General features: G+C 64.0%; 15 protein-coding genes and 2 pseudogenes. 10 read left to right on the top strand and 7 right to left on the bottom strand.

Annotated features, from left to right (window positions below; all coding sequences use genetic code 11):
* Positions 1 to 794 precede the first annotated feature (794 nt).
* Positions 795 to 3,257, top strand: coding sequence for a putative bifunctional diguanylate cyclase/phosphodiesterase (locus ABIF91_RS41175; RefSeq protein WP_424579768.1), 2,463 nt, complete (start codon positions 795 to 797; stop codon positions 3,255 to 3,257).
* On the opposite strand, the gene ABIF91_RS41170 is transcribed toward ABIF91_RS41175, so the two are convergent.
* The 3 genes from ABIF91_RS41170 to thrS form a co-directional block, all read right to left on the bottom strand.
* Positions 3,243 to 4,511, bottom strand: a complete 1,269-nt coding sequence (locus ABIF91_RS41170; RefSeq protein ID WP_028180469.1) for a serine hydrolase domain-containing protein — start codon at positions 4,509 to 4,511, stop codon at positions 3,243 to 3,245. The genes ABIF91_RS41175 and ABIF91_RS41170 overlap by 15 nt on opposite strands.
* Positions 4,512 to 4,574: 63 nt before the next feature.
* Positions 4,575 to 5,138, bottom strand: a complete 564-nt coding sequence (locus tag ABIF91_RS41165) for a nitroreductase family protein (RefSeq protein ID WP_028180470.1) — start codon at positions 5,136 to 5,138, stop codon at positions 4,575 to 4,577.
* Positions 5,139 to 5,231: 93 nt separating this feature from the next.
* Positions 5,232 to 7,274, bottom strand: coding sequence for a threonine--tRNA ligase (gene thrS / locus ABIF91_RS41160; RefSeq protein WP_028180471.1), 2,043 nt, complete (start codon positions 7,272 to 7,274; stop codon positions 5,232 to 5,234).
* Between the two features lie 185 nt (positions 7,275 to 7,459).
* Between thrS and ABIF91_RS41155 the strand changes: the two genes are divergently transcribed.
* Together ABIF91_RS41155 and ABIF91_RS41150 are read left to right on the top strand one after the other, a co-directional pair.
* The gene (locus ABIF91_RS41155) at positions 7,460 to 8,635 is read left to right on the top strand and encodes an MFS transporter (RefSeq protein WP_028180472.1); all 1,176 of its coding nucleotides are present in this window, start codon (positions 7,460 to 7,462) and stop codon (positions 8,633 to 8,635) included.
* 90 nt (positions 8,636 to 8,725) lie between these two features.
* On the top strand, positions 8,726 to 9,103 hold the full coding sequence (locus tag ABIF91_RS41150) for a hypothetical protein (protein WP_028180473.1): 378 nt from the start codon (positions 8,726 to 8,728) through the stop codon (positions 9,101 to 9,103).
* Positions 9,104 to 9,151: 48 nt separating this feature from the next.
* Here ABIF91_RS41150 and ABIF91_RS41145 read toward each other — a convergent pair whose 3' ends face one another.
* Positions 9,152 to 10,489: an alpha/beta hydrolase gene (locus tag ABIF91_RS41145; RefSeq protein WP_028180474.1), complete on the bottom strand. Its 1,338-nt coding sequence runs from the start codon at positions 10,487 to 10,489 to the stop codon at positions 9,152 to 9,154.
* A 327-nt stretch (positions 10,490 to 10,816) separates the two neighbouring features.
* On the opposite strand from ABIF91_RS41145, the gene ABIF91_RS41140 reads away from it, so the two are divergent.
* Both ABIF91_RS41140 and ABIF91_RS41135 read left to right on the top strand, forming a co-directional pair.
* Positions 10,817 to 12,184 (top strand): APC family permease, encoded by a 1,368-nt coding sequence (locus tag ABIF91_RS41140; RefSeq protein ID WP_028180475.1) that lies wholly within the window; start codon positions 10,817 to 10,819, stop codon positions 12,182 to 12,184.
* A 2-nt stretch (positions 12,185 to 12,186) separates the two neighbouring features.
* On the top strand, positions 12,187 to 13,401 hold the full coding sequence (locus ABIF91_RS41135; protein WP_028180476.1) for a hypothetical protein: 1,215 nt from the start codon (positions 12,187 to 12,189) through the stop codon (positions 13,399 to 13,401).
* 21 nt (positions 13,402 to 13,422) lie between these two features.
* On the opposite strand, the gene ABIF91_RS41130 is transcribed toward ABIF91_RS41135, so the two are convergent.
* Entirely contained in the window at positions 13,423 to 13,980 is a 558-nt protein-coding gene (locus tag ABIF91_RS41130; RefSeq protein WP_028180477.1) for a helix-turn-helix domain-containing protein, read from the bottom strand.
* Positions 13,981 to 14,336: 356 nt separating this feature from the next.
* On the opposite strand from ABIF91_RS41130, the pseudogene ABIF91_RS41125 reads away from it, so the two are divergent.
* From ABIF91_RS41125 to ABIF91_RS41115, 3 genes and pseudogenes are all read left to right on the top strand, one after another.
* A pseudogene (locus tag ABIF91_RS41125) lies at positions 14,337 to 15,167 on the top strand (MFS transporter); the annotation flags it as partial.
* 121 nt (positions 15,168 to 15,288) lie between these two features.
* Positions 15,289 to 16,632, top strand: a complete 1,344-nt coding sequence (locus ABIF91_RS41120) for an IS1380-like element ISBdi2 family transposase (RefSeq protein ID WP_424578699.1) — start codon at positions 15,289 to 15,291, stop codon at positions 16,630 to 16,632.
* Between the two features lie 446 nt (positions 16,633 to 17,078).
* Positions 17,079 to 17,516: a helix-turn-helix domain-containing protein gene (locus ABIF91_RS41115; protein WP_284278657.1), complete on the top strand. Its 438-nt coding sequence runs from the start codon at positions 17,079 to 17,081 to the stop codon at positions 17,514 to 17,516.
* Positions 17,517 to 17,536: 20 nt separating this feature from the next.
* On the opposite strand, the gene ABIF91_RS41110 is transcribed toward ABIF91_RS41115, so the two are convergent.
* Complete coding sequence (locus tag ABIF91_RS41110) at positions 17,537 to 18,805, bottom strand: IS256 family transposase (RefSeq protein ID WP_038952271.1); 1,269 nt, start codon at positions 18,803 to 18,805, stop codon at positions 17,537 to 17,539.
* A gap of 98 nt (positions 18,806 to 18,903) precedes the next feature.
* Here ABIF91_RS41110 and ABIF91_RS41105 point away from each other — a divergent pair.
* Positions 18,904 to 19,623, top strand: a pseudogene (locus tag ABIF91_RS41105) (IS256 family transposase); the annotation flags it as partial.
* Positions 19,624 to 19,760: 137 nt separating this feature from the next.
* Here ABIF91_RS41105 and ABIF91_RS41100 read toward each other — a convergent pair.
* Positions 19,761 to 19,958 (bottom strand): DUF3606 domain-containing protein, encoded by a 198-nt coding sequence (locus ABIF91_RS41100; RefSeq protein ID WP_035682196.1) that lies wholly within the window; start codon positions 19,956 to 19,958, stop codon positions 19,761 to 19,763.
* A 36-nt stretch (positions 19,959 to 19,994) separates the two neighbouring features.
* Between ABIF91_RS41100 and ABIF91_RS41095 the strand changes: the two genes are divergently transcribed.
* Positions 19,995 to 20,267, top strand: coding sequence for an HNH endonuclease (locus ABIF91_RS41095; RefSeq protein WP_284282952.1), 273 nt, complete (start codon positions 19,995 to 19,997; stop codon positions 20,265 to 20,267).
* Positions 20,268 to 20,399: the final 132 nt, after the last annotated feature.

The raw sequence follows: 20,399 nt of genomic DNA, 5'->3' as shown, positions 1-20,399 counted from the left end.
CCATCAGCGTACGGCAAAATCGTGTGGTCTTGGCGCCCGGGGTCTGTGCGCCAAGTCTTGCGGTGACGTTGCGGCCCGATCGGGTTCGCACCGTCAGTCATCCGCAAGGCGACGGGGGCAATAGTGCATCGCTCCCCGGGGAGATCACGACATAAGCCGTAAAACCACTGCGCAGGGAAGGCCGGGATGTCTCCGGTTGCCCTGTTACCCGCTGTGCATCGAAGCGCACGCAGTTTGCGTCCGGCATGGCGGTCCACGGGAGCCAACCGGCTCCCAGCCTTCCCTGCGCCCTCTTTCATGAGGGGGTGAGACATCCAAGCAAAGCTCGGGCGAGATGAGCCGCGGGAACGTGAAGGCGTGTCTGCGGGCGAGATACGAATTGGAATGGCGATGGCTGTCCGCATTCCGTCATTGCGAGCGCAGCAAGGCAATCCAGAGTCTTTCTGCAGCGGCAGTCTGGATTGCTTCGCTGCGTCGCAATGACGGCGCTGAGACGGTGCATCCCAACATCACATCTCGTGCCCCGGACGCAGCGCAGCGCTTCCCCGGCGATGCGAAGCATCGTCCGGTTCAGCGGTGCGCTGCAGAGCCGGGGCCCATGCAACAGCGCGTTGCGGCGTTGCGCCACACGAAAGCATCGCCTTTGCACAACTGTCATAGTCTCTAACGCCCACTAACCAACGCCTGACTTAAAACTGTCATAATCGCCGAATGGAACCCGCGCCTGCGCGCTTTTTACACGTCGTTAAGCGCGTCTGCATTGGATGCGCCGGCAAAGTGCGTTGGGGACTGCCATGAGTGCCGCGAAGAGGGGGTCGGGAAAACCGGCCACCGAAATGTTTGACGACATCCCGGTGCTTCAGCGCAAATGGCATGCGGCATTGAAGCCAGGCGAGCGGCTGCCGCGCTATGAGGACGTGATGCTCGGCAGCCTCGGACGGCTCGCCGACCACATCGCGCTGCTGAAGAACGACGGCGCGCTCGAACTGTCGCGCAGCGGACGCTACGTGCAGAAATGGCTCGGCGAGGAAGCCTGGGACATTCCCGTCGCCGAGCTGTCGCCCGATTGTGCCACGGCGCTGTCGGAAGCCGCGGCGAGCGCGCTTGCGACCGAACGGCCGCACCGGGGAAGAGCGCATTGCGTGCGCAACGGCATGGTCAGGACCTACGACGTGCTGGCGCTGCCGACGTCCTCGCGCTGGGGCGCGACGCTGGTTGGCGCCTATGTCAACGAGCGAGGCGCGCAATACAATCTCCTCGACGCGATCTTTTCCTCGACCGACGATGCGGTGGTCTCCCTCGTGATGCTGCGCGATGCGGGCGGCAAGCCGTTCGATCTTCAGGTCGTGCATCACAACAAGAGCGCGGGCGCACTGCTGAAGGTTGCGAGCGGAAGCCTGTTGTGGCGACGGATCGGCGAGGGCGGCACGCTGCTGGCCTTGCCCGAGGTGATGGAATTCCTGTTCAAGGCCGTTCTGAGCGGCCGCGGCGAGCAGCTCGAGATCGAGAACGAGGGACGCTACCTCAGGCTCAGCGCCACCGCCTTCGCCGACGTGGTTTCGCTGACGATCTCCGATGTCACCGCGCTGAAGCGGCGCGACGCCTCGTTCCGCCTGCTGTTCGACAACAACCCGATGCCGATGTGGGTGTTCGACGCGCAGACCAAGGCGTTCCTCAGCGTCAACGACGCCGCGGTCCAGCATTACGGCTACAGCCGCGCCACCTTCCTGCGCATGAAGCTGCACGAGATCTGGCCGGAGGACGAGTGGGACAGCCACGCCGAGGCGCTGGAGCGCCTCGGCGACGCCTATCACTCCTCGCGCAACTGGCGGCATCTGCGCGCCGACGGCAGCGAGATCGAGGTGCTCACCTTCGGCCGCCGCGTCGCCTTCGACGATCGCGACGGCTATCTGGTGGCGGTGGTCGACATCACCGAGCGGCGCAAGGCCGAGGCCCGCATCGCCCATATGGCGCACCATGACGGGCTCACCGACCTGCCGAACCGCGAGTTCTTCCAGGAGCGCCTGAAGCAGGCGCTGGGCCAGGCCGATGGAAAACGGGTCGGCGTGCTCTACATGGATCTCGACCTGTTCAAGAATATCAACGATTCCTTCGGTCATCCGGTGGGCGATCGCCTGCTGAAGCAGGTCGCCGAGCGCCTGACCACCGCGGTCCGCGGCGCCAATCTCGCGGCGCGGCTCGGCGGTGACGAGTTCGCCGTCATTTTGGCCGCCGACGTCTCGCCGAACGAGGCCAGCGCCTGCGCGTCCTTGCTGATCGATATGGTGAAGGCACCTTATGATCTCGAGGGGCAGGAGATGGTGATCGGCGCGAGCATCGGCATCGCGCTGTCGCCGGGCGACGGCACGACGCCGGAAGAGTTGATGCGCAATACCGACATGGCGTTGTACCGGGCGAAGTCCGATGGCGGTGGCGTGCACCGCTTCTTCGAGCGCGAGATGGACCTCCAGGCGCAGAGGCGCCGTGACATGGAGCTCGACCTGCGTCGTGCGTTCGCCAATGGCGAGTTCGAGCTGCACTATCAGCCGCTGGTGTCGATCGCCTCCGACCGCATCTCCGGCTTCGAGTCGCTATTGCGCTGGCATCACCCCGACAAAGGCATGATCTCGCCGGCGGAGTTCATCCCTGTTGCCGAGGACATCGGCCTCATCATCCAGCTCGGCGAGTGGGTATTGCGCGAGGCCTGCGCCGAGGCCGTCAAATGGCCTGCCGACGTCAAGGTCGCGGTCAATCTGTCGCCGGCGCAATTCCGCAGCCGCAACCTGGTTCAGGTGGTGATTTCGGCCTTGGCGCAGTCCGGCCTGTCGCCGAAGCGGCTCGAGCTCGAAATCACCGAGTCGATCTTTCTGGCCGAGACCGATGCCAATCTCGCGACCCTGCATCAGTTGCGCGAGCTCGGCGTCGGCATTTCGATGGACGATTTCGGAACCGGCTATTCCAGCCTGAGCTATCTCCGCAGCTTTCCATTCGACAAGATCAAGATCGACCGCTCCTTCGTCAAGGATATGGCGCAGCGGCCCGACTGCGGCGCGATCGTGCGCGCGATCTCCGGGCTCGGCCGCAGCCTCAACATCACCACGACCGCGGAGGGCGTGGAGACTGAAGATCAGCTCGACTGGCTGCGCGCCGAAGGATGCAACGAGGTGCAGGGATTCCTGTTCAGTGCCGCGCGGCCCGCGGCCGAGATCGGAAAGCTCCTTGCCGATTTCGGTGAGCGCACTTCACGGGCGGCGTAGTGCGGGCGGGTAGCAGTCGTAAACCAGCGCCTTGAACGCCGGTGTGATGCGGCTGCGCTCGTTCTGGGTCTGTTGCATCATGAGGTAGACCATGTCGAGCTTGGGATCGACGCCGAAATAGGTGCCGCTGCCCGAGTCCCATTTCAGTTCGCCGAGCGAGCCCGGCGGCGGCGGTTTCGCGTTGCCGGGATCGGTCCGCACCGCAAGGCCGTAGCCATAGCCGAAGCCGTCGCCCGGGAAATAGAAATAGTCGCGTGCGACGCCGGAGCCCGGTCCGATGTGATCGGTCGTCATGGCCTCGAACGCGGCCGGGCTGAGGTAGCGCTTGCCCGCGAACTCGCCGCCGTTGAGCAGCATCTGCGAGAAGCGTTGATAGTCGGTGATGGTCGAGAGCAGGCCGCCGCCGCCGGATTGCCATTCGGGATGGGCGAGGCGCTCGCGTTCACCGGCAAGCAGGATGAAGTCGTTCGGCAGCGGCCGCGCCATCCGCGCTAGCTCGTCCTCGGTCGCGAGCACGAATTTGGTGCTGTTCATGCCGAGCGGGTCGAAGATGCGCTGTTTCAGGAATTGATACAGCGTCTGGCCCGAGACGATCTCGATGATGCTGCCGAGCACGTCGGTGGAATGGCCGTAGCGCCACAGCGTTCCAGGCTGCCGTGCCAGCGGCAGCCTGGCGATCCGGTCCGCGAACTCCCTGTTGTTGAAATGACCTTCGAAGATGTTGGCCGCCTTGTAGGCATGCTCGACCCATTCGGCTCCGATATAGTCGTAGCTGATGCCCGAGGTTTGCCGCAGCAGATCCTCGATGTTGACGGGACGGACCGGAGGCACGAAGTCAAGTTCCAGCTCGCCGTGCGGATCGGTGGTCTGGAGGCCCACCCTGGTCTTGGCAAAGAGGGGGACGTATTTGGACACGGGATCGGTGAGCGCAAGCTTGCCCTCGTCGATCAGCATCATGGCGCCAAGGCAGGTGATCGGCTTGGTCATGGAGTGGATGGCGAAGATCGTGTCCGGCGTCATGGCGAGGCCGGTCCTGGTGTCGCGCACGCCGAAGGTCCTCAGATAGACCGGCTTGCCGTGCTGCTGGATGAGGATCACCGCGCCCGGCAGCCGGCCGCTCGTCACCTCATTGTCGAAATACGCCGTGATGCGGTCGAGCCCGTCGGGCGAGGGGGCGGGAATATCGGCAGCACGGCTTCGCGCCATCGAGCCGGCGAGCATTGCGGCTCCGATAAGAAATTCACGCCGTCGCATCCGAGCTTCCTCCCTCGCCGGGATCAAAGCCGCACAACGTTTAGGGCGTCAACAAGCCTTCGATTAAAAGCGCGTCACAATTTCCGAAAGGCACGGTCGCGGACGGTCCTCGCTCGGTTTGGTCGGCGTGCCGATATGCACGAGGCCGGCGAGCTTCTCGTCCGGCTTGAGGCCGAGCCCGTCAAGCACGTCGCGATCGAAGGCGAACCAGCCGGTCAGCCAGCAGGCGCCGTAGCCGAGCGCGGTGGCGGCCGTGACGATGTTCATGGCGCTGGCGCCTGCCGACAATTCCTGCTCGAACGCCGGCACTTTCGGATGCGGCTTGGTGAAGCTGACGATGCCGATCACCAACGGTGCGTCGGTGAGGCGCTTGCGCTCGATCTCGAAGTCGGCCGCCGGCGCGCCGGGATTCTTCCGGGCGAAGACCCTCGCGATCACCTCGCCGGCACGCTGGCGGGCATCGCCCTCGAAGATGATGAAGCGCCAGGGCGCGAGCTTGCCATGATCGGGCACGCGTGCGCCGATCGTGAGGATCGTCTCGAGTTCGGCCGGCGAGGGGCCGGGCCCGGTCATTTCGCGCGGCTTGACCGAGCGGCGGGTCTTCAGGAGTTCGATGGCGTCGGGCACTGCGATATCCTCTTCAAATGGCCAGCGGGCGTGCCATGCCGAGATAGGCATGCACGCCCGCAACCGGAAGCGAATTTAGATCGATTTCAGGGATCAGACGCCGCCACGCATCCGGCGCACATCCGGCGGGGTCGCTTCCTCGACCAGCGCGGCGATGGCCTCCTGCGTCGTCATCACCTTCTGTCCGTCGCTGCCGAGGCGGCGGACCGAGACCGAATGCGTCTCGGCTTCCTTCTTGCCAACCACGAGCAGCGCCGGGATCTTGGCCAGCGAGTGCTCGCGGACCTTGTAGTTGATCTTCTCGTTGCGCAGGTCGATCTCGACCCGAAGCCCGGCGCGCCGCGCCTGCTCCAGCACGACCTTAGCATATTCGTCGCCTTCGGAAGTGATGGTCGTGACCACCGCTTGCACCGGCGAGAGCCAGAGCGGGAAGTTGCCGGCATAGTGCTCGATCAGGATGCCGATATAGCGCTCCATCGAGCCGCAGATCGCGCGGTGCACCATCACGGGCGGCTTCTTGCCGCCGTCATGGTCGATGTAGAACGCGCCGAACCGCTCCGGCAGGTTGAAGTCGACCTGCGTGGTGCCGCACTGCCAGTCGCGCCCGATGGCATCGCGCAGCACGTATTCGAACTTCGGCCCGTAGAAGGCGCCTTCGCCGGGATTGATCTCGGTCTTGATGTGATTGTTCTGCGACTGGATCTCGCGGAGCACGGTGGCCATCACGCGCTCGGCGTGATCCCACATCGCATCGGTGCCGACGCGTTTCTCCGGCCGGGTCGAGAGCTTCACCGTGAGGTCTCCCGTGAAGCCGAAGTCCGCATAGGTCGACAGGATCAGATCGTTGATCTTCAGGCACTCCTCGGCGAGCTGGTCCTCGGTGCAGAAGATGTGCGCGTCGTCCTGGGTGAAGCCGCGCACGCGCATCAGGCCGTGCATGGCGCCGGACGGTTCATAGCGATGCACCACGCCGAACTCGGCAAGCCGCAAGGGCAGGTCGCGGTAGCTCTTCAAGCCATGCTTGAAGATCTGCACGTGACCCGGGCAGTTCATCGGCTTCAGCGCAAACCAGCGCTTGTCCTCGGCCTCGTCGCCGGCCGATTGCGCCGCGAACATGTTCTCGCGATACCAGCCCCAATGGCCCGAGGTCTCCCACAGCACCTTGTCGAGGATCTGCGGCGCGTTGACCTCGTTGTAGTCGCCGGAGAGGCGCCGGCGCATATAGGCGATCAGCTGCTGGAAGATGGTCCAGCCCTTCGGGTGCCAGAACACGACGCCCGGACCTTCCTCCTGGAAATGGAAGAGGTCGAGCTCGCGCCCGAGCTTGCGATGGTCGCGCTTCTCGGCTTCCTCGATCTGCTTGAGGTAGGCATCGAGATCCTCCTGCTTGGCGAACGCCGTGCCGTAGATGCGGGTCAGCATCGGGTTGTTGCTGTCGCCGCGCCAATAGGCGCCTGCCACCTTCATCAATTTGAAGGCATTGCCGACCTTTCCGGTCGAGGTCATGTGCGGGCCGCGGCAGAGATCGAACCAGTCGCCCTGGTAGTAGATCTTGATCGGCTCGTTGCCGGGAATGGCGTCGACCAGCTCGACCTTGAAGGCCTCGCCCTTGTCGCGGAACACCTGCTTGGTCTTTTCGCGATCCCAGACCTCTTTCGTGAACGGTTTGTCGCGCGCGATGATCTCGCGCATCTTCTTCTCGATCGCGGCAAAGTCTTCCGGCGTGAACGGCTCGTTGCGGAAGAAGTCGTAGTAAAAGCCGTTCTCGATCACGGGACCGATGGTGACCTGGGTGCCCGGCCACAGCGTCTGCACGGCTTCGGCCAGCACGTGTGCGCAGTCGTGGCGGATCAATTCCAGCGCGCGCGGATCGTCGCGATTGACGAACTCGATCTTGGCGTCATCCTCGATCGGGTCGTTGAGGTCGGCGACCACGCCATCGAGTGCCATCGCAACCGTGCGCTTGGCCAGCGACGGCGAGATGCCCTTGACGATCTCGAGGCCGGTGATGCTCTTGTCGAATTGGCGCTGGGCGCCGTCGGGGAAGGTGAGGGTGACTTTGGCGGCAGGGGTCACGGGCTTCAGATTGGACAGGCTGTACTGGAAGCCGGACTCGGATTTGGGCTGGTCGGTCATGCTTTTCTCCTGAGGCTCACTCCTGCGAACGAGCGCAGGTAAGCGGGAACGAGCGATATATCAGGCGATTCGGCCTGCGCAATCCGGCAAATCCAAGAAAGTGACGCGCAAAAGCCGGGACATTGCACCAACTATCTCGAGCAGCGCCCTTCAACTGGCCGCAAGCCTGCTCTACATGCACTTGCATGGAAAAAGCTCCCGCCGCCGGCCGTTTCGCGCCAACCGCCCTGATGCTCGGCAATCTCGTCACTGGCTGCTCGGTGCTGGCGCCGGCGGGCATGCTGCCGGAATTGGCGACGGGACTTGAGGTCAGAATCCATGCGGCCGGGCTCCTGATCACGTTCGGCGCGGTCACGTTGTGCATCGGCTCGCCGCTGACGGCCTGGCTCACCAGCCGCATCGAACGGCGGACGCTGCTCGCAACGACGCTTGCGGTGCTCGCCTTCGGCAATCTCGCTTCGGCCTTTGCGCCCGACTACGCGAGCCTCCTTGTCATTCGCCTCGTGATGCTCGCGGTCGGCGCGCTCTACACGCCGCAGGCCGCCGGCACGGCAGCGCTGATCGTGCCGGCGGAACGGCGCGGCAGCACCATTGCATACATTTTCCTTGGCTGGTCTTTGGCAGCCGCCGTCGGCCTGCCGCTGATCACCTTCATCGCCAGCCGCTATGGCTGGCGCGCGGGCTATGGCGGGATCGGCGCGCTCGGCTGCATCAGCTTGCTGTTGTTGCTGCTGCGCCTTCCGGCGGGCCTGAAGGGCGCACCGGTGGATCTGAAGACATGGGCCGCGGTCGGGCGGAGCAGGACGATCCTGCTGCTGCTTGCGATCACGATGTTGCAGATGTCGGGGCAGTTCGTGGTGTTCACCTATATGGGCCCGCTGCTCAACAGGCTCACCGGCGCGGGTGCCGATGCGATCGGCATGGTGTTCGCGCTTTACGGCATCTGCGGCTTCCTTGGCGTTGTCATCGCGACCCGCATCGTCGACACCTCGGGGCCCTATCGCACCTCGTTGCTGTTCACCTGCCTGCTGCTTGCCGGGATGACCGGATGGGCGCTCGGCGCCGGCTCGCTCGTCTTGATGGCGGGCGCGGTCGCGACCTGGGGCCTTGGCTTCGCGTCGACCAATTCGATGCAGCAGGTGCGGCTGGTCGCGGCCGCGCCGCCGCTGGCATCGGCGACCGTCGCGCTCAATACCTCGGTCCTCTATATCGGCCAGGCGGTCGGCTCCGCCGTCGGTGGGCTGCTGTTTGCCCGCGAGCTCCTGCACGCGCTCGGCTTTGTCGCGGTCGGGTTCGTCGTGCTGGCGCTGATCCTGTTGGTGCTGACCCGGCCACGGCCGGCGGCTGCCACAACCGCCTGAATGCCGTCTTTCCTGTGCGCAAGGTGCTTGGCAAACCTCGCGCGAGGGCGCTAGAAGGCCGGTCATGGGGACCAAAGAGAGTTGACTGAGATGAGGATGATTTTGGCGGTTGCCGCGGTGCTCTATTCAACCTCCGCATTTGCGCAAGCCGACAAGCCCCCGATGGTGGGGGACAAGCCGCTGGTGCAGGTCAAGCCCAAGGGAACCAAAGAGGCCGCGGCCAAGCCCGCCGCGGCAGCGAAGGGCAAGCCGCAGTCGATTGCCGTCCGGCTCCAGGCCTGCCTCGAGATCGACGACGGCACCAAGGATCGCCTCAACTGCTACGATGCCGTAATCCCGCCGGCGCCGAAGCCGAAGCCGGCGAAGGCCAAGGGCTACGCAGATTGCCGTTTCCTCAAGGAAGAGGACGAGCGGCTGACCTGCTTCAACGGCTTTGCCGAGAGCATTCCGAAGCTGCCCAAGAACTGATATTCGCCAGGTCAGGGCTCAGTCGCTGATCGAGCTGAGCAATTGGGCCTAGCGGCTCGATGCGGATGGATTGGTCGAGGCGACGCGCGTGAGCGCGAGCGACGGCGTTGCCGACATCTTCACCAGCACGTCCTTGAGCGGATCCCGCGTCCAGGCGCGGGTCACGTAATCGCGATGGGTGATGCCGTCGCCGGTCTCCACGAACACCACGCTGCCGGGACGGAGCGGCCCCTCCATGTCCTCGGCGACGCTGATGCCCTTCTGCCGCAGCATGCTCATCAGCTCACGGTCGCGCCGCGCCGTGTAGCGGGTGTAGGAGCTGACGAAGAAGCCGGAACGGTGGCTCTCGATCCAGGAGGCGAACTTGTCCAGCTCGCCGTAGATGGCGTCGAGCAGTACCACGCCGCGGACGCGGTCGCTGATGCCGCCGACCTCAAGGCTCCAGGCCGTCGGCAAGAAGCCGCCGCTGTAGCCGACGATCACGATCGGCATGTTGGCGAAAGCGCGCGCACTGTTGGGATCGCCGGTGAGGCGGGCGAGATGGTCGGCCGATTCCGCCATGAAGCGCTTGAACCCGCCCGGTTGCCAGAACTTGCCGGCGCTGGAATCGGCGGCATCGACGGCCATTTGCGGTGCAAGGAGCACGGCATTGGCGCCGGAATCGCTGATCTGCTTGGGCACCAGCTGGCGGTCGCGTACGTCGCGCTCGAGCGTCGCGCCATTGCCGTGGAAGAACACCACGATCACACCCGGCTTGTGCACGTCGAAATGCTCGGGCACGTGCACCAGCACCCGGCTGTCGCTGTAGGTCTCGTCCTGCCAGAACACCCGACCGGAATAGCTGCGGTGGCCGCGGCGATCGCCCTTGGAAATGTTGAGGAAGGGCGCGTCGGAGGCGGGGTTGTTGCCGAAGTAAGGGAAGGCCGACGACTTCATGCTGACGAGTGTCGTCAGGTCGTCGCGCGGCGGACGCTTGTAGGGGACCTGCGGCTCGAGCGAAGCCACCTTGTAAGGCGCTTGCTCCGGCGGTTGTTGCTGAACGGCGCGCCTGGGCGAGAAGTCCGACACCTGCCGCTGCAGGAAGCTCTCGCTCGCCGAGGGAAAGCGCTCCTTGAACTGCGGGGCGGGGAAGCGGTCCTCGAACGTGTCGCCGCTTGCCACGCGTGGGTTGGAGGTTTGCGAACTGGTCTTGGCGACGACCTGGACATTCGCCTGGGAGTTCGTTGCCAGCGCCGCCGGATCGGGCGCCTTGCCGCATTGAACCAGCGTCAGCGACAGCGGCACCAAGGCCGAGACCAGGCCGATCCGGAGCGCACGATCGCGCGCACCGGACGTTGTCCGATCGGCACGACAGTCAGCTCTCAGTCTCGGAACGGCCCCGAACATCCACCCATGACCCCAAGTCACGACATCAAGTCCGTCGGCATGCTTTAAGACAATTGAGCCGACTGGCGTTTAGGCGACGTTAAGCGTCCGGAGCAACTTCCCCACATCCGGAACGCTCAAAAAGACCATGCAATCGTGTCCTGATTGTGGGGAGCGCGAACGGGAAATTTCGGGGCAATCCAGGCGTCATTGTCCAAAAGCGTGGTTAGTCGGTGTTTTGGTACCCGCTGCCGTTGCCTCATTTAACCCTTGTTAACCCTGCTTGAATTGACTGGGCCGAACTGCACGATGGCCTGCGAGGCGAGACGCCTGAGGTTAAGGACCGCGATGACGGCATCACATGCGGGAACCGCAGCCTGGATGGGCCGGTTGACCGGGAGCGGGGCCGGGGTCTCCGTTCCGGTCGCAACCGCCATCGTCGTGGCCGACATGATCGGGGTCGGCGTCTTCACCAGCCTCGGGTTCCAGGTCAAGGACATCCCGTCCGGCTTCTCGATCCTGCTGCTCTGGACCGTCGGCGGCATCGTCGCCTTGTGCGGGGTGTTCGCGTACAGCGAATTGGGCGCGATGTTTCCGCGCTCGAGCGGTGAGTACAATTTCCTCGGCCGCGCCTATCATCCGGCCTTCGGCTTTCTCGCCGGCTGGGTGTCGGCCACGGTCGGCTTCGCGGCGCCGGTTGCGCTCGCGGCGATGGCGTTCGGCGAATACGCCAAATCGGTTGTCCCGGATCTGCCGCCGATCCCGCTTGCCATCGGCGTGGTGTGGCTGGTCTCGCTCGTGCAACTGACCGGCGTCCGGCACTCCTCGACCTTCCAGCTGATCTCGACCATCCTCAAGGTCGTCCTGATCGTTGCCTTCCTGGTCGCAGGCTTCGTCGTCGGCGCGCAGCAGCCGATCGCCTTCACGCCGCAGCCGGGCGATCTCGCCCACATCGTCAGCGCGCCGTTCGCGATCGGCCTCGTCTTCGTGATGTATTCCTTCTCGGGCTGGAATGCTGCGACCTACATCATCGGCGAGATGAACACGCCGCAGCAGAGCCTGCCGCGCGCGCTGCTTGCGGGCACGCTGATCGTGCTCGTGCTGTACGTCGCGCTGAACGCGGTCTTTCTCTACACCACGCCGGTGAGTGCCCTCGCCGGCCAGCTCGACGTCGCCAGCGTCGCCGGCAGCGCCATCTTCGGCAACCTCGGCGGCCGGATCGTCGGCGCCATGATTTGCGTCGGCCTGATCTCCTCGATCAGCGCGATGATGTGGATCGGGCCGCGCGTGATGATGACGATGGGGGAGGATATTCCGGCCCTGCGCGTGTTTTCGAAGCGATCGGTGAGCGGCGCGCCGGCCTATGCCGTCCTGTTCCAGCTCGCCATCGCCAACCTGCTGTTGTTCACGCGCAGCTTCGAGGCGGTGCTCGACTTCATCCAGTTCGCGCTGTTGTTCTGCTCGTTCTTCACGGTCGCCGGCGTCATCAAGCTGCGCATGACCGATCCCGACCTGCCGCGGCCCTATCGCGCCTGGGGATACCCGTTCACGCCGCTGGTTTTCCTGCTCGTGACCGCGTTTATGATGTACTACCTCTTGACCGAGCGGCCGGTGCAGTCGCTCTCGGGGATGCTCGTCATGCTCGCGGGCCTGTTGATCTATGCTGTGTTCCGCAGGCGGCCGGCTGCCGCCGGCAACTCATCACACCGCGAATAGAGATGTTTCTACCCATGAGAATTGCGGCGCTCGCTCTTGCCCTGCTGGCTGCGGTCGTCTCGTCCGCGCATGCTGCCGACGCCAGCTTCGACGACACCGCGCGCTTCCTTGCAGGCATGCAGCCATCGGCGGACTCGCCGCTGGTGCCGCTCACCAAGGATCCGGGCTGGCAGCGCCATGCAAAGTTCTTCGACGGCGCCTTCGCCCAGCTCGAACAGCGGCAGCTATCCAATATCCGCAGCTGGGCCGACGCCAATCTCGCCGCGCCCCGGCCGACCATGTTCTACATGTTCAGCGGCCCGGATTTCCTCTACGCCGATGCCTTCTATTCCAAGGCCAGCACGTATGTGCTCGGCGCGCTGGAGCCGGTCGGCGCCGTGCCCGACCTGACGCGGCTGCCGCGTGGTTCGGTCGCCGCCGCGCTCTACAATGTCGAGCGATCGCTCGGCTCGATCCTGAGCTTCTCCTTCTTCATTACCAAGCAGATGAAGGTCGACCTGCGCGCCAACCAGGTCAACGGCACCTTGCCGATCCTCTATGTCTTCCTCGCGCGCTCCGGCAAGACCATCCGCAATGTCGAGATGATCGCGCTCGACGACAAGGGCGGGGTGCATGTCGGCGACGACAATCCGGGACGAAACGCAACGCGCGGCGTCCGCATCACCTTCGCCGGCAGCGATGGGGAAGCGCGCACGCTGTATTATTTCTCGACCGATCTATCCAATTCCGGCGCGCGCGCCGCAGGCTTCCTGAAGTTTTGCGAGACGCTCGGGCCCGGCAACAGCCTGCTCAAGAGTGCCTCCTATCTGTTGCACTCCGGCAATTTCTCCGTCGTGCGCGACTGGCTGCTTGCCAACAGTGCCACCATCATCCAGGACGATTCCGGCATTCCGCTCGCGAACTACAACGCACGGCAATGGCGGTTCTTCCCGTTCGGCCGCTATCTCGGTCCGATCGACGAATTCCCCGGCCGCTACCAGGAGCGCTACGCCGAACTGTTCACGCGCGCCCAGCCGATCGATTTCGGCGTCGGCTATCGATGGCGGATGCGCGAATCGAATTTGCTGCTGTCGGTGAAGGTGCCGGGCAGCGACACTGCGCCGACTGCGGAGACCACTTCGGCTACCGAGCCGCCGCCAAGGCCGCCGCGCCCGAAACGGCTGCGGCCGCCGGAGTCCATCCCACCGTCACAGGGACGTTTCTTCTGGTTCCGGTAGGCTATTTGCCGAGGCTGGACGTCAAGGCGTCTGGGCCACGACGACCAGCACTTCGGCCTTCTGCCGGCCGAGGCTCCTGACCTCGTGCGGCGTCTCGCCTGAAAAATACAGGCAATCGCCCCTTCCGAGGACGAGCTCTTCGCCATCGAGCTTGATCGCGATCCTGCCGTTGATGACGAACAGCAGCTCCTCGCCCGCATGCGAGGCGCGCGTCGCCGACTTGTGCGGCGGGCTCAGCAGAAAGGGCTCCATCATCTTGCGGGTGCGACCGGTCGCCAGCGGGACCACGCCAAACGTGTCCTGGAACAGCGGCACATTGCCGTCCTGGCGACGGAACAGCGTGTAGCGCGGTGCCGGCTCGGCGTTCGGGTCGAAGAAGTTCGCGACATTGACCTCGAGCGCGGCGGCCATCCGCAGCAGCGCGGCGAGGGAGGGGATCTTGAGGTTGCGCTCGACCAGCGAGATGTAGCCGCGGGTGAGGTCGCTTTGCTTCGCAAGCTGGTCCAGCGTCAGGCCCTTGGCGATCCGCGCCTGGCGGATGTTGGCCCCGACCGCTGTCGCTTTGCTGACGTCAAGCACGCATGAGTCTCCCGAACTGCTGAAGCCTGTTTTGCAACAGAAGGCGCCGGACTGCCAGCCCGGCGGCCGGCAAGGCCCCGAGCCGGGTCGCCCGCAGCGTATTCCACTGGAAAACTTCTGAGCAGAAATTTCGGGCAAGGGCGCGGATATTATGAGCAGGTGAATTGGTATAACGCGGAAAATCGCCGAATTGTGGTGCAATTCGCCCGCATTGCCGCGATCGTCGGCATTTGCCGCGTTCCGTGGCGTCGATTTCCAATAGTAAACATGATCGATTTTTACCGTCGCGGCTGCCGATGGGCACCGCGACCGCACCAACTGCTTTTCCCAGGCGCCGGTACCTTTTGGAGAGATCGATGACCGTAGCAGACGACGTAACCCTGAACGTAGCGCCGGACGAGGCGGCGAGCTTGCGACGGATCGTGTGGTCGAGCGTGATCGGCACCGCGGTCGAATGGTACGACTTCCTCATCTATGGCACGGCGACCGCGCTGGTGTTCAACAAGGTCTTCTTCGCCGCAGGCAATCCCGCGCTCGCCACCATCGCGGCCTTCGGCACCTACGCCGTCGGATTTCTGGCGCGGCCGCTCGGAGCTGCGATCTTTGGCCATTACGGCGACCGGGTCGGCCGCAAGGCGATGCTCGCGATCACGATCATGGTGATGGGCATCGGCACCTTCCTGATCGGCCTGCTTCCGACCTACCAGCAGATCGGCATTGCCGCGCCGGTGCTGCTGATCGGATTGCGCTTTCTCCAGGGTATCGGCCTCGGCGGCGAATGGGGCGGCGCCGTGCTGATGGTGGTCGAGAATTGCCCGACGCATCGCCGCGGCCTGCTCGGCAGCATGGTGCAGGTCGGCAACCCCATCGGCAATCTCGCCGCGATCGGCATGTTCGCGCTGGTGGCGAGCCTGCCGGAGAGCGACTTCATGACTTACGGCTGGCGCATCCCCTTCCTGATCTCGATCCTCCTGGTCGGCGTCGGTCTCTACATCCGCCTCAACATGGAGGAGACCGCCGCCTTCCGTCAGGTCCAGGCCAAGAAGGAAGTCGCAAGCCTGCCACTGCTCGAGATCTTCAGGCACCACCGCCGGCCGTTCTTCACCGCGGTCGGCCTGAAGATCTCCGAGATCGCCTATGCCAGCATCGGCGGCGTGTTTGTGATGTCCTATGCCACCGCCAATCTAGCCCGTCTTATTCGTAAGAGTGCGCCTGAGGGCTGGCGAGCGTGGTGTAAAGCGCTGATGCGGCGTAGGATTCGGTTGCGAAGCCACCCCATCACCTTCAACCGCGAACGCCACGCCCGCCATGACCGACGATACGATTCCGCCCTTCTCGTTTCCAGCCGTTCACGCCAAGAAAGTCACAGCTGCCTTCGATGGCGGTCGCCTGACCTCGAACGGGGGCGTGATGCTTCTGGCGATGGCCGAGCGGCGTCTCGGCTTGGCCGACAATCTGGCCCGGGTGTTCCCGGATCGGCGCGATCCGACGCGGGTCGTGCACAGCCTTGTCGATATGTTCCGCGCGCGCATGTTCGCGATCTGCTGCGGCTACGAGGACGCCGACGACCTCGATCATCTGCGGTCCGATCCCGCATTCAAGCTGGCCTGCGGACGGCTGCCGGACACGGGCCGCGATCTGTGTTCCCAACCGACGCTGTCGCGGCTGGAGAATGCTCCGCGCCTGCGCGACGTGATCCGACTGACCTACATTTTGGTCGACGCATGGATGGATAGCTACCCGCGCGAGCCGGCATCCGTCACGCTCGACATCGATGATACCTGCGATGTCGTCCACGGCCATCAGCAGCTCTCGCTGTTCAACGCTCATTATGACGAACGCTGCTTCCTGCCGATCCACGTCTACGACACGGAGAAGAGCCGTCCCGTGGCGGTCGTGCTGAGGCCCGGCAAGACGCCGGGCGGCGTCGAGGTGCGTGCCCTTCTGCGCCGCCTGGTACGGCATATCCGCACGCGGTGGCACAACACGCGAATTACGTTCCGTGGCGACGGGCACTATGCCCGGCCGGAGGCCATGGCGTGGTGCGAGACCAACGGCATCGACTACATCTTCGGTCTGTCCGGCACCAAGCCTCTCGCCAGAAAAGTCGACGAGGTCGCCGACGACATCCGCACCCGACGCGCCATCGAGAACCTGCCGGTTCTGCGTGGCTATACCGAGACGCGCCACAAGGCAAAGTCCTGGGATCGCGAACGGCGCACCGTCGCCCGTATTGAGGCGACGATGCTCGGCCTCGACATCCGTTTCGTCGTCACCAGCCTCGATGTCGGCTCGGCCGAGTGGATCTACGACAGCCTGTATTGCGCGCGCGGCCAAGCCGAGAATCTGATCAAGCTGCATAAGACGCAGCTCGCCTCCGACCGCACCAGCTGCCGTTCGGCGCTCGCCAACCAGGTCCGTCTCGTGCTCCATACGGCCGCTTATTGGCTGATGCTGACCGTGCGCGACGCCATTCCCAAAGTCCGGGAATTGGCCGCTGCCGAGTTCGCGACGCTGCGTCTTCGGCTCTTGAAAATCGCCGCCCGTGTCGTCGAGACCACGAGCCGCATTCGCCTTGCGTTTGCCGCGGCATGTCCCGAAGCCGACCTGATCTGCGGCTTGCCCGGCGCGCTGCTGCCGCTCGGTCCTTGACCGGCGGGGCGTCCGCCCCCGTTCGCCCAACCCATCCCTCAAGCGCGTTGCAAAGTACCGGTCGTCAGGCGGCGAAAAGCCGAAGGCAATCCTGTGCGCCTCGTCAGACAAGATGTGCGGCCGCATCAATCGGGCCCAAAAGCCGCACTCTCACGAATAGGACGGGCTAGTCACCGATGTCGATACCGTGGAAGACTTGCTAGCTCTGAACGGCTATCTCGATGTGACGTTTGTCTTTGTGCAAGCTGAGTGCGGATTCCGATTTATTCCGGCCGGGTATTCCGACTTGAAGCCGGCCATCGTTCCGATTTGAAGCCGGCCACGATTCCGAAATGAAACCGGCCGGCATTCCGATTTGAAGTCGGCCGGGTTTTTGGAAGTCGGCGTTTTCGTTTGGATCAGTCCCTCAGGCATCAAGTCCCGCGTTGATCAACGTGGGGAAGCGGATGCCGGCCAAGAGAGAACTGACCATGCGACAGATACGACAGATGCTGCGGCTTGCCCGTGATGGGGTGAGCGCCCGGGAGATTGGGCGCACGCTCGGCGTGGCGCGCAGCACCATCCAGGACAACCTCAAGCGTGCCTCGACTGCCGGGCTGGCGTGGCCTTTGGCGGGCGATCTGACCGACGCCGTTCTTGAACAACGTCTGTTTGCCCATGCCGGCGTCAGGCGCGGCTTTCGCCGGCGCCGGGAGCCGGATTGGGCCTCGCTGGCCTGTGAGCTGAAGCGGCCTGGCGTCAATCTGATGGTGCTGTGGGAGGAGTACCGGGCGGTCCACCCGGAAGGTTATGGCTACAGCCGGTTCTGCGATTTATTCCGAGAATTCGACCGGCGGCTGTCTCCGACGATGCGGCAGGACCATCCGGCCGGGAGCTATGGCTGATTTTGGGTGACGCGGCCTGATCAGGCGGCGTGGCTTTCAGTGTTCGGAATGACTTCGATTCCGTCGATGAACTTTACACCGGCGATGACTTTCGGCAACTGGTTCGTGCTCTTCAATCGCCGCCAGGTCTTCGATGCGGCGTCGATGAGCTTGAACACCATCAGCTTCGCAGTTTGTTGCGACAGCGATCCCTTGGTCCGCACCGTTCGGTGGCGCACCGTGGCGAAGACGCTCTCGATCGGGTTCGAGCTGCGTAGGTGGATCCAGTGCTCAGCAGGGAAGTCGAAGAAGGCGAGCAGCGCATGGCGATCCTTGATCAGGCACTCCACCGCACGTCCGTATTTGACGTGGTATTTCTCGACGAAGACGTCGATCGCGGTTTCAGCTTCGGCCCGGTGTGGGGCCAGATAGATGTTCCGCAGGTCGTTCTTCATGGGGCCCTGCACGGATTTGGCGACCTTGTCGAGTACGTTGCTCACTTTATGGCACCAGCATCGTTGGTGCCGCGTGCCGGGAAAGGCCTCGTCCAGTGCCTTCCAGAAGCCGAGGGCGCCGTCGCCGATGGCGAGTTGCGGGGCAATCCGTAACCCGCGTTGCCGCAGGTCGATCAGGAGTTCGCGCCAGCTCTGCGCGCTCTCGCGCACGCCGACCTGGAAGCCGATCAGCTCCTTCTTGCCTTCCGGCGTGGTGCCAATCAGCACCAGCATGCATTCGCTGTGATCTTCCATGCGGGCCTGCAGGTACACGCCATCGGCCCAGATGTAGACATAGCGACGCGCCGACAGATCGCGTCTCTGCCAGCGTTCGTACTCGACCTGCCAATCGGCCTTCAGGCCGGCGATCACCGAAGGCGACAGGTTCGGCGCATCCTTGCCGAGCAGCGCCGAGAGCGCCTCCTGGAAGTCGCCGGTCGAGATGCCGCGCAAATAGAGGACCGGGATCAAGGCATCCAGGCTCTTCGTCCGCCGCGCCCATAGCGGCAGGATTGCCGAACTGAAGCGGAGGCGGTCGCCTGGCCCGCTCGCTCCGCGGTCGCGGACCTTGGGACGAGCGACCTCCACCGGACCGATGCCGGTCGCAATCTCGCGCACCGGACCGTGCCCATGTCGGACCAGGCGCGCTCGACCGTCGGGCAGCGTCAGATTGGCCGTGCTGGCCAGAAACGCGCCAACCTCGATCTCGATCGCCCTGGCAAGCAGGTCCCGCGCGCCGGCACGAACGATATCGGTCAGTGGATCATCAACCGCGGACGGCTGACGGAAAGCAAGAACATTGGTAGTCTCGGTCATGGCGTATCGCTCTCCTCGAGAGGTTCTGGCAGGCTCGTCACCCGCCTCGATACGCCGCCTTCCTCACACCGTCATCACCCAGATTCCGCCATAGCTCCTTCTTCGACGCGCTCAGGGTCAAGATTCGCGATGAGGGGATGGTCAAGAACAAGGCAGTCTACGTCGTGCTGGGCATCACTGCATCGGGCGAGAAAGACGTGCTCGGGCTTTGGATCGAGCAAACCGAAGGCGCCAAATTCTGGCTCAAGGTCATGAACGATCTGAGGAACCGCGGCGTCGCCGACATCCTGATCGCCGTCGTCGACGGTCTGAAGGGCTTTCCCGAGGCGATCAACAGCGTCTTTCCCAAGGCGATGGTCCAGACCTGCATCGTGCATTTGATCCGCAACAGCCTATCCTTCGTGTCCTGGAAGGATCGCAAGGCGATCCTTCCCTCGATCAAGGCGATCTATCATGCCGAGAATGCCGACGCCGCTCTGCTCAGGCTCGAGGACTTCGAAGCCGAGTGGGGCAAGCGCTATCCCGCGATCGGGGCGGCCTGGCGCCGGGCGTGGGAGCACGTCATTCCGTTCTTCGCCTTCGCGCCGGAGATACGCAAAATGATCTATACCACCAACGCGGTCGAGGCGCTGAACCGTTCGCTGCGCAAGATCATCAAAACACGCGGCAGCTTCCCCAACGACGAGGCGGCGATGAAGCTGCTTTACCTCGCCATCAGAAATGCCGGCATCCATTGGCGACGACCGGTTGCATGGACGGCCGCAATGGGCCAGTTTGCCATCCAGTTCGGCGAGCGCTTTGCAGGCTCAGCGGACTGACCCCATGGGGTCAGTCCGCTGACCCCGCAAACCCCTCACAGAGACGCTCTTACACAAAACTTCTGACACTCCCGCCGGCCCTCGCGTTTTCTCTCGGGACGACTACCTCCAAGGCCTGGTGCAAGCGGCCTTCCATTCTAAGCGTAGCCCCCGCCCTTCTTCTTCTGCTTGATGTACTCGTAGACCTTGTCCCGCATCGGTCCAGCCGCACGGATCGCACCAGAGGCCGCTTGACCGCTGATGTTGAACTTGTTCGCGATGTACTTCACCTCGTGCGGCTGCTGAGAGGCGCGAATGCGGTCGCCTTTCCCTACGTTCTTCCGGTCGTCTGCCATCGGTTCCTCCTTGTTGGCCGTCCAAGGTTAGCACAGATGCCGCCATGGAAGCGCTGGTACAAGACAGCCCGCTGGCAGGCGCTGCGTATCGAGATCTTCGTGCGCGATCTCTTCACCTGCCAATGCGGGTGCGGCGTGATTGAGGGTGATACCTCGAAGCTGGTGTGTGACCACAAGATCCCACACCGTGGTGATGAGCGCTTGTTCTGGGACAAGACCAACCTGCAGACGCTGCTCAAGACCTGCCACGATCGAGACAAGCAGAAGGCCGAGCAGTCCTCGCTGCACACCCGCGGCGTCTGGCACTGACCTTAGCGCAACTTATTCTCGGATTTCACGATCGTTCTAATCCAGCTCAGCATCTCCATGGCGTGCAGCGACGCTTCGGAAGGTTCGTTCCGCACAGTGTTGTAGTGCTCTTCCACGCCCTGCACGAAGCGC

It is taken from the genome of Bradyrhizobium sp. USDA 241 (assembly GCF_049739505.1).
Lineage (GTDB): Bacteria > Pseudomonadota > Alphaproteobacteria > Rhizobiales > Xanthobacteraceae > Bradyrhizobium > Bradyrhizobium liaoningense.
Note: the sequence above shows the minus strand (reverse complement) of the source record. Positions and strands in the feature narration are given on the sequence as shown.

Excerpts from the sequence above, each read along its gene's own strand:
- ABIF91_RS41110 (WP_038952271.1), bottom strand. The coding sequence starts at position 18,805 with ATGACCGAGACTACCAATGTTCTTGCTTTCCGTCAGCCGTCCGCGGTT.
- thrS (WP_028180471.1), bottom strand. The coding sequence starts at position 7,274 with ATGACCGACCAGCCCAAATCCGAGTCCGGCTTCCAGTACAGCCTGTCC.
- ABIF91_RS41155 (WP_028180472.1), top strand. The coding sequence starts at position 7,460 with ATGGAAAAAGCTCCCGCCGCCGGCCGTTTCGCGCCAACCGCCCTGATG.
- ABIF91_RS41170 (WP_028180469.1), bottom strand. The coding sequence starts at position 4,511 with ATGCGACGGCGTGAATTTCTTATCGGAGCCGCAATGCTCGCCGGCTCG.
- ABIF91_RS41140 (WP_028180475.1), top strand. The coding sequence starts at position 10,817 with ATGACGGCATCACATGCGGGAACCGCAGCCTGGATGGGCCGGTTGACC.
- ABIF91_RS41150 (WP_028180473.1), top strand. The coding sequence starts at position 8,726 with ATGAGGATGATTTTGGCGGTTGCCGCGGTGCTCTATTCAACCTCCGCA.
- ABIF91_RS41135 (WP_028180476.1), top strand. The coding sequence starts at position 12,187 with ATGTTTCTACCCATGAGAATTGCGGCGCTCGCTCTTGCCCTGCTGGCT.
- ABIF91_RS41095 (WP_284282952.1), top strand. The coding sequence starts at position 19,995 with ATGCCGCCATGGAAGCGCTGGTACAAGACAGCCCGCTGGCAGGCGCTG.
- ABIF91_RS41145 (WP_028180474.1), bottom strand. The coding sequence starts at position 10,489 with ATGTTCGGGGCCGTTCCGAGACTGAGAGCTGACTGTCGTGCCGATCGG.
- ABIF91_RS41175 (WP_424579768.1), top strand. The coding sequence starts at position 795 with ATGAGTGCCGCGAAGAGGGGGTCGGGAAAACCGGCCACCGAAATGTTT.
- ABIF91_RS41115 (WP_284278657.1), top strand. The coding sequence starts at position 17,079 with ATGCCGGCCAAGAGAGAACTGACCATGCGACAGATACGACAGATGCTG.
- ABIF91_RS41100 (WP_035682196.1), bottom strand. The coding sequence starts at position 19,958 with ATGGCAGACGACCGGAAGAACGTAGGGAAAGGCGACCGCATTCGCGCC.
- ABIF91_RS41120 (WP_424578699.1), top strand. The coding sequence starts at position 15,289 with ATGACCGACGATACGATTCCGCCCTTCTCGTTTCCAGCCGTTCACGCC.